Genomic DNA, 1,025 nt, shown 5'->3' with positions numbered 1-1,025 from the left:
TCGGCGTGCTTGGTGATCGCCCAGAACGGCCGGTATTCGTCGACGTCCACCCAGGCCACCGGCGCGTGCCTGCGGCAGTGCGCGAGCGCCTCGTGAAGTCTCTTCTCGTCGGTGTAGGCGAGCGGATCGGCCAGGACCCGCGCGGCCGCGTCCGTGATCCGTGCGCTCATCGACTCTCCTCGGCGTGACTCGGTACTCGATGAAGGTCCAGCATAACGCCGCTTATGCGCTGGGCGGCACACCCTCCGCGTAGTCTCGGATGCCGTGCCGTCCCGTTCCTCCGGCCGACTGGTCCGCCGTGCCGGCGCGGTGCTGGGCTCGGTCGTGATCAGCGCCGGATGCGGAACCGCCGCCCCGGCCGGAGCCCCGGACCCGACGGTCGTGCGGACGGCCGACGGCCCAGTGCGCGGGGTGGCCGCCTCGGTCGACGGACGCGGCTACCGGCTGTTCCAGGGCATCCCGTACGCGGCTGCGCCGGTGGGGCCGCTGCGCTGGCAGCCCCCGGCGACGCCGGCCCCGTGGGCGCCGGTGCGCGACGCCACCAGACCGGGTCCGCGCTGCATCCAGGACACCCGCGCCGACCCGGACTTCGGACTGTCGACCAGCGAGGACTGCCTCAGTGTGACGGTCTGGACACCCGATGGCGCCACCCCGAAATCCCGCCGGCCGGTGCTGGTCTGGATCCACGGCGGCGGCTTCCTCAACGGCAGTTCCGACATCTACAACTCCCGCCGGCTGACCACGCGCGGCGACATCGTCGTCGTCACCATCAACTACCGACTCGGCGCGTTGGGATTCCTCGCCCACCCGGCGCTGGCCGGTCCCGACGGCGCCGTCGGCAACTATGGACTGGCCGATCAGCAGGCCGCCCTGCGGTGGGTGCGCGACAACGTCGCCGCCTTCGGGGGTGACCCCACCCGGGTCACCGTCGCCGGCGAATCGGCCGGGGCGATGTCGGTGTGCGACCACCTCGTCGCGCCGGAGTCCTACGGACTGTTCCGGGCCGCGATCCTGCAGAGCGGCCC

1 protein-coding gene and 1 pseudogene are annotated in these 1,025 nt (G+C 72.7%); one reads left to right on the top strand and one right to left on the bottom strand.

The annotated features are described in order from the left end of the window. Positions 1 to 170 (bottom strand): annotated as a pseudogene (locus tag ADBZ5U_RS16560) (cytochrome P450); the annotation flags it as partial. A gap of 94 nt (positions 171 to 264) precedes the next feature. On the opposite strand from ADBZ5U_RS16560, the gene ADBZ5U_RS16555 reads away from it, so the two are divergent. Continuing rightward, the coding region (locus ADBZ5U_RS16555; RefSeq protein WP_526811996.1) for a carboxylesterase family protein at positions 265 to 1,025 on the top strand (761 nt) is incomplete at its 3' end.

The organism is Mycobacterium sp. (genome assembly GCF_040398885.1).
GTDB lineage: Bacteria > Actinomycetota > Actinomycetes > Mycobacteriales > Mycobacteriaceae > Mycobacterium.
Note: the sequence above shows the minus strand (reverse complement) of the source record. Positions and strands in the feature narration are given on the sequence as shown.